7 protein-coding genes and 1 pseudogene are annotated in these 7,638 nt (G+C 33.6%); 2 read left to right on the top strand and 6 right to left on the bottom strand.

Features of this window, described 5'->3' with window-relative positions; translation table 11 throughout:
• The 6 genes and pseudogenes from AC1DJR_RS12205 to AC1DJR_RS12180 form a co-directional block, all read right to left on the bottom strand.
• On the bottom strand, positions 1–511 hold a 511-nt coding region (locus tag AC1DJR_RS12205), incomplete at its 3' end, for a methyl-accepting chemotaxis protein (protein WP_477002705.1).
• Between the two features lie 348 nt (positions 512–859).
• Positions 860–1,522 (bottom strand): annotated as a pseudogene (locus AC1DJR_RS12200) (MCP four helix bundle domain-containing protein); the annotation flags it as partial.
• 204 nt (positions 1,523–1,726) lie between these two features.
• Positions 1,727–2,995: a M48 family metallopeptidase gene (locus tag AC1DJR_RS12195; protein WP_429687838.1), complete on the bottom strand. Its 1,269-nt coding sequence runs from the start codon at positions 2,993–2,995 to the stop codon at positions 1,727–1,729.
• A gap of 223 nt (positions 2,996–3,218) precedes the next feature.
• Positions 3,219–3,518, bottom strand: a complete 300-nt coding sequence (locus tag AC1DJR_RS12190) for a hypothetical protein (RefSeq protein WP_001006056.1) — start codon at positions 3,516–3,518, stop codon at positions 3,219–3,221.
• A gap of 182 nt (positions 3,519–3,700) precedes the next feature.
• A complete protein-coding gene (locus tag AC1DJR_RS12185) occupies positions 3,701–3,964 on the bottom strand; it encodes a malate synthase (protein WP_429687837.1) in 264 nt (87 codons plus the stop codon).
• A gap of 10 nt (positions 3,965–3,974) precedes the next feature.
• The gene (locus AC1DJR_RS12180; protein WP_477002704.1) at positions 3,975–4,823 is read right to left on the bottom strand and encodes a lysostaphin resistance A-like protein; all 849 of its coding nucleotides are present in this window, start codon (positions 4,821–4,823) and stop codon (positions 3,975–3,977) included.
• Between the two features lie 139 nt (positions 4,824–4,962).
• Between AC1DJR_RS12180 and AC1DJR_RS12175 the strand changes: the two genes are divergently transcribed.
• A complete protein-coding gene (locus AC1DJR_RS12175) occupies positions 4,963–5,664 on the top strand; it encodes a response regulator transcription factor (protein ID WP_002011226.1) in 702 nt (233 codons plus the stop codon).
• Between the two features lie 9 nt (positions 5,665–5,673).
• Positions 5,674–7,416, top strand: coding sequence for an ATP-binding response regulator (locus AC1DJR_RS12170; RefSeq protein ID WP_429687836.1), 1,743 nt, complete (start codon positions 5,674–5,676; stop codon positions 7,414–7,416).
• Positions 7,417–7,638 lie beyond the last annotated feature (222 nt).

Raw genomic sequence — 7,638 nt, 5'->3', positions numbered from 1 at the left:
CAGATGACCTTTGAGAAATTTGCGCCATGTCTTCTGTAGAAGCAGAAATCTCCTCACTACTCGCTGCAATTTCATCTGTAGACATAGATACCGTTTGAATTTGCTCAGATACTTGCTGCACTTTTTCTGTAATTGTTCCAAATACTTTTTCTGTATGCATTACTACTTGAGTACCTGCCTGCACCTCATTATCTACTTTCCCCATCATATGTACCGTATGGTTCGTTGTTCCCATAACTTGAGTAATAAGCTTCTCAATTTGTTTTGCAGAATCACTAGATTGTTCTGCTAATTTTCGCACTTCATCTGCCACAATTGCAAATCCTCTACCACTTTCTCCAGCACGTGCAGCCTCAATTGCGGCGTTTAATGCTAATAAGTTAATCTGAGAGGTAATACCTTGCATAACATCAATGATTTTAACAATTTCTTCTGATTGTTCTTTCATAGTCTCTACTTGTTTCACACCGCTATGTACTGAATTTTGGATTGTATCCATCTGTTGAATCATTTGTTTCATTAATTTGTTACCACTCTCTGCATCTAATGCTGATTGAGCAGACAATTCATTTACAGAGGATGATGTATTCACTATGCTCTGCATTCCTTGTGTCAACTCTTCCATCGCACCCGCAGTTTGTTCCATTGCTTGCATTTGGCTCTCTGCGCCATTGGCAACTTCTTCAATATCCATAGTGATTTTCTTTGCTGCACCGCTAGATACTTCTGATGCAGATACTACTCCGTCTGCATGTTGGAATAAAAGCTGAATATTATTCTCTACTTCTTGCATATTTGTTCTTAGCCCTGCAATCATCTCGTTAAAATCACTTACTAATATACCTAATTCATCTTTAGCATTATAATCACCATGTACAGTTAAATCTCCCTCTTTTGCTCTTTCCATCATACGACTAACCGTTTGTAAAGGAGCAACTATAAGTTTGCTAATAGTATAACTTACTATACATATAATGATTGTAGTAATTACTGCAAGAATGATAAAGGTAATAACGGACCGATCTATCATTTTTTGAGAATCTTTAAATACTTGGTCAGCTAAATTTGAAACATACTCTTCTAAATCTACAGCATAACCAGCTAACTCTACTCCCTTCGGTTTTAAGTCCTTTTGAAATTCGTTTACCATTTGAGATTCATTTGTTCCCTTTGCTTTGTCAAACAACTTCTTATATGTCTCCATATAACTTGGCAAAGATTTCTTCATCTTCTGAAACAGCTCATCCTCTTGCTTACTTAAATTAACGCCATCATCATATTCTTTTAATAAAGAATCATATTTTTTAAGATCCTTTTCAACATTACCAATAATCCCTTCTTTATTTGTCCCCTCATTTTGTGACGTTGTAATTAATTCTAGTAAGTTATATTCTAGTGAATTTTGTGTACGAAGCATTCCTTCTAATAAAACTGCAGAATTTTGATAATCATCTACTACAACCTCTGTATCGTGCTTAATCTTATTAATAGAATTAATTGCTACACAACTCATAATTGCCATGCCCAAAACTGCTAATGAGATAAGTAAGAATAATTTATGTTTCACTTTTAAATTTTGTAAAAAATACATTTTTTCACCTTTATTCCTTTATATATAGATTTTTAGAATTTTATAGCTTATTATTTACAAAATCACAATAAAAAGCAATGATAAATATTCCCAATACCAAACTTATATTTCTATAAAAAAGAAGTAGCATAATCGCTACTTCTTGTTTTTTTGTTTCTCATATTGTTCAAATGTATGAATTCTTTCGAAAATTGGTGGATGTGTATATAAGAAAAACTTCACTAACGCAGGCGGATTCACTTGACTTAAGCTCGTTTTTGATAAATATTGAAAAGTTTTCACACCTGATTTTCCATCTTTCGTCATATCTAAAGCGTATTGATCTGCCGCTCGTTCCTCTATACGAGAAACGTAGTTTGTTGCTGGTTGTGCTGCAAAAGATAATAAAGAGGAAATTAAGAAAAATAAAGGTAAAATTGAGAAACATGCTAATTTTGGAATTTGCAGTGTATCTCCCCATTTTCGAATACACATATTTATAATACGACTAATTAAATACATACCTATAAACGATAGCAACACATAGCTCGCAACGCCCCAATATATATGTTTCATTACGTAATGTCCCATTTCATGAGCCATTATAAATAAAATCTCTTTATCTTTTAATTGCTTAAGTGTTGTATCCCACATTACAATACGGGCGTTAGGGCCAATTCCCGTTACGTACGCATTTAACGAATTCGTTTTTTCCGACATATTTACTTCATATACGTGTTTAGCTGGAATATCAGCTTTATCTGCGATCGCTAAAATTTTCGTTTCTAATTCCTTATTTTTCAGCGTTGAAAAATCATTATAAAGTGGATCAATTACAACAGGTTGCACAAACGTTAAGAAAATCGTAAACGGAACAGAGAGCGCCCATCCTGCTAGCCACCATCTCTTCGGAAATTTACGGATGAGCCATAACAGAACCGAAACAATGAGTAACATAGTCGCATAGTTCACCCAAAAATCGATGACATGATCTTTTATCCAGCTTTGTGTGCTTTGCGTAGATATTCCGTAATCAACGGATACTTTACGCCCGATCCATTGCATCGGTAATGCAAGAACTGTTGTTAGTAGTGATAAATAAAAGAAATAAATCGCAACTTGTAAGACATTTATTTTGGTCGTTTCCTTCGACCATTTCTCAAACTTTTTTGAAATACCGAGCACAAGTACAAACAATAAAATAATCCATTCAAGAGGCGTCGCTAAAAAGAACAGTAAGTTTTTCACGCGCGAATAATCTTGGCTTAGCGTAAGCTCCCTCGCATTCATAAAAGTTTCTGGATCTGCACTCGTTCCTTTATACATGTCCGGAATGAGTTCATGATTCCATCCAAATAAATACCAATATATAAGTAACGCAAACCCAACGTACAAAAAAAACGACCACCCAATAACTTTCCTCACGCTATTCCCTCCTCTATGCTGCCTGTCTATTATTATTGTAAGTTCGTACATGCTAAATTAGAACAAGCTTATTATGAGAATTGCTCGAGAGCCTTCTACTTACATAAAAAACTCTTCTATATAAGAAGAGTTTCACCTACCTTTAGACACTTTATTCGCTTCATAATCTGGGATAAGAACTGCACTGGCAAACCGCCTTTTAGATAAAATAAAGAGCCTCTCCTTAAGGAAGTACATCTATTAACAAACTAAAATCTTGCAAAGAAAAWGAACTATATTTCATAATACCTTGTACAGTTAGAAGTAAAATAAGACCCATCACACACATATAATTAATACTTTCTTCATGCTTTTTCTCAGCAACTACTCCGCCCGTTATACATAAAATCCCTAATAAATGGAGCGCTAAATACATAAAAAAGTAAGCTTCCTCCCAGCGAAGAACAACATTTACTGTCGTAATCAATACTAAACTCAGTACAATCAAATAAAAAAACTTATTTGACGATATTGTTTCATTCATATAATTTTATACATCCCTTTCAAATTTCGAATTAATAATGATTTAGTTTTCATAAAGTGAAACTTTAATCAGTGGGGGTTTTGTTCATCCCCACTGATTATTAGTTGAACCAATCGGGCGTTTACGGACAGTTAATCTCCCACCTAACTTCTTTGCTCCAGTCGAATTTTGAGGTGGGAGTTTTACTGCCCGTTAATGCGGGATAAAATAAAAGTCCCCATCACTTTCTCAAACATTTTATGAGCCCTAACATAATTCACTTCATTTTTTACATACTGTCTGAAGATGCGCTTCATCATTTCTTCTATAATAAAGCTGACTATTATTAATGTCCCTAACACGATAAAAAGAAAAATAATATTTCCTGTATCATTATTGATGGAAAAGTACTTGTATCTAATAGAAGTACAATAATCTATCATTTCCTTCAATATTTTCTCAAACATCTTCTCTACCTTACTTATCTCCTGCTATACTCGAAAAGCTCTTTTCCTTCTCCGCATATATAACAGGCACTTCTTTACTCCAATATTTGCGRTTMACAAATAAAAAGATGAGYACTAAGTTTAATCCTGTCATAAAAATAATTAATCCTGGAAAGAATKTCGTATAGTTCGAAAAATCGGCAAAACTCATTATCTTTTCTCTACTTACTAAAAAAGAAGAACTAAGCACAAGCGCATTGTTTAACATATGAATAGCAATTGGCATGAGTAAGCTTTTCGTACGAATATATACAATTGATAGTACGATGCTAAACACAACTGCACCAAGGAAATCAACATGTAAGCAAGCAAATAAAAGTGCTACAACGACCATTGCTATACTAGTACCCCATTTTGCTGCAAAACGCTGCAGTAAAAACCCTCGAAAAACAAACTCTCCGACAATAGGCGCGATAAATACAACCCTAATAAATTGAAATACATATCCCCCGGTACTATCTATAATCGGTTCATGCAAGGCATTCATAATAAAATCTGGTGTAATCCATGCAAAGCTGTACATATATAAAATAAGATAGCCGTAACTAAACATACAAAGCATAATCGCGATGTACAAAACTTGCACTAGGTTAAATGTTTCGTTTCTATTAATAAATAATGAAAATGAAACACGATGCTTTCTATATCCGTAAAAAAGCCATATTATTGGAAGGATATAAAATATAAGCATATTTATAAAAGATGAATTCTGTATATGAAATGTATTTTCTAGCACTTCATTACTACTTCGTGCTATTAAAATTAGTAATGCAAATACAATTAAAAAATATCTAGCTCGCATCGTTTGAAACGGATTCACATTCATCTCCTCCCCATGTTACTTTTATCATATCATTTGAATCTTAATTTTTTGTGAAAGAAAACCTTAAAATTTCCTTAAAAATTCCATAAGTTACAAAAAGATGATATGATATTCGAGGAAATTAGGAGGGATTCATATGTATCACGCAAATATTCTACTCATTGATGATGAAACAGCAATTTTACAATTACTAACTACCATTCTTGAAAAAGAAGGTTTTTCTCATATTACAACTGCAACATCTGCGGAAATAGCCTTATCTCTCACCGAGCAAAACAATTACGATTTAATTATTTTAGATGTAATGCTTCCTGGACAATCCGGTTTTGACATTTGTCCAATCCTTCGCCAAAAAACGGATTGCCCTATCTTCTTCCTAACAGCAAAAACATCTGATGTAGATAAAATYTCCGGATTTTCATACGGTGCGGATGATTACATTACGAAACCATTTAATCCACTAGAAGTAGTCGCTCGTATGAAAGCTCAACTCCGAAGACATATGAAACAAAACATACAAGAACAAAGAATATACTCCTTTTCTTTTGGGAGATTTGAAATTGATCAACATTCTGCGGAACTAACAGTAGATGGAAACGTTGTCGAATGTTCCGCTCAACTCTTTCAACTACTACTATTCTTTTGTGAGAATCCGAACTACGTATTTTCGAAGGAAGAATTATATGAAAAAGTTTGGGGAGCACCTGCCTATAATGGAGATGATAATACTGTTATGGTTCACATTCGAAAACTACGTGAAAAAATTGAACAAGATCCAAGTAAACCAGAATACATAAAAACAGTTCGTGGACTTGGCTATAAGTTCATTACAAAGTAGGTTAAAGATATGAATTTTAATAAACGACTTATAATCCAGTTTATTTTACAACACGTTTTTGTCTTAGTTACGTTACTTATCGCAGTAATTGCTTCTTTTTCTTATTTAATTTTTCTTCTTAATAGTACTTTATATGAACCTAATATTTCTGATTATGATACCTTTACAATCTCCGAATATATTTCTTCTGAAGACAATAACATTACTTTAAAATCTGAGGTAAAAGATTTAATAACAGAAAAGAGTGATTGGCTTCAAATTGTAGATGAAGATGGAAAGGTCCTTTACAACTTTAATACGCCTAACGATGTTCCGACCTCTTACACAAAGACATCCTTACTTACGTATTTACAGAATAGTAACAACAATATTTATAAATTTAACTATTGGGAAATTAAATTAGAAAAGAAACCAGTGATCGTTATTTACGGTGCCAAACTAAAAAGTAATGCATTACTAAAAACGATACAACAAGGACACCCTTCTTTATCATTAAATGAATTTGCATTAACTGAACAAGAAAAACAATTACTTTCTAAAGAAAAAGCAACACTGCAAATATTTAATAACAATGGCGAAGAAGTTTTTTCCTATCCAACTGGGAAGAAAAAAACATTTTCGGCTATAAAAACGGCTCTTAATGAAAAAGAACCGTGGAATTATAAAGAAAATACATCTAGTTTTTACGATTCAAATAGCGGTCATCTCGTCGTTGTATCCGCCCCAAACGCTCATTATTATCCAGATGATGAATTAGATGATATATTTACCAAGAAACTTCTAATCGGATGCAGCTTAATCCTCCTTATTGTGTTTGCTTATTTAGTCATTCTTTCAATTTGGTATGGAAATAAGTTTGGAAAGCCTTTATTACACACGATGCACTGGCTTAAAAACATAGCCGGAGGAAAATATGAAGAACCTGTTAGTAAAAAAGGCAAACCTGTTCGGTTTCGGCGCTCCGGTAAAGAAAAATGGTCGTTCCGCATATTTAAAGATGTTACAAACTCACTAGAGCACCTTTCTATTACTTTGAAAAAGAACGATGCAATGAGAAAAGTACTGCAACAAACACGTGAAGAGTGGATTACCGGCCTGACGCATGATCTAAAAACACCGCTTAGCTCTATATACGGCTATGCATTATTACTAGAATCGAAGCAATATAATTGGACGGATCAAGACATTCAACAATTTGGCCATGTAATGAAAGAAAAATCTCAATATATGACTACATTAATTGACGACTTAAGCTTAACATATCAATTAAAAAATGATACTCTTCCTGCGCAACAYGTAAATGTTGAAATTAATCAGTTCGTCCGAAAAGTACTATTACAATTTATTAATAACCCGACACTACAAAATCAAAACATTGAATTCGTGCCAAGTTCAAGCAAAATCCAATATTTTATTGAAGAAAAATGGTTCCAACGTATTATCGAAAACCTACTCGCAAACGCTGTAAAACATAATAATGAAACGACAAACGTAATCGTAAAACTTTCGCAAAATGCAAATTCATTTACACTATCTATTTCAGATAATGGAAAAGGYATGGATGATAAAACGAAAGAACTTCTATTCGAGCGATATTACAGAGGAACGAATACAGAAGAAAGCAACATCGGAACTGGACTTGGTCTCGCCATTACAAAACAGCTCGTTCATGCCCATAACGGAACGATTTTCATTGATAGTGAAGTTGGAAAAGGAACGACGATTATACTTGTGTTTCCATTTAGTTCGTAGGAAAAGGTGCTTTTATAAAGCACCTTTCTCTTTTCGGAGCAGCGTGCTAGTAAATGAAATTATATCGACTTAACTACAAAATACGAAAATAGTAGCAACTTATTAATAAGAGAAGACCGTCCAAAAATACCTTTTGGACGGTCTTACTATTATTTCTTCTTCACCGGTATCCAAAGCTCAATTTGAGCAAATTCACTTTTATCTGCATGGGAACGCTCATCG

The organism is Bacillus sp. 05T31 (assembly GCF_056396725.1).
Note: the sequence above shows the minus strand (reverse complement) of the source record. Positions and strands in the feature narration are given on the sequence as shown.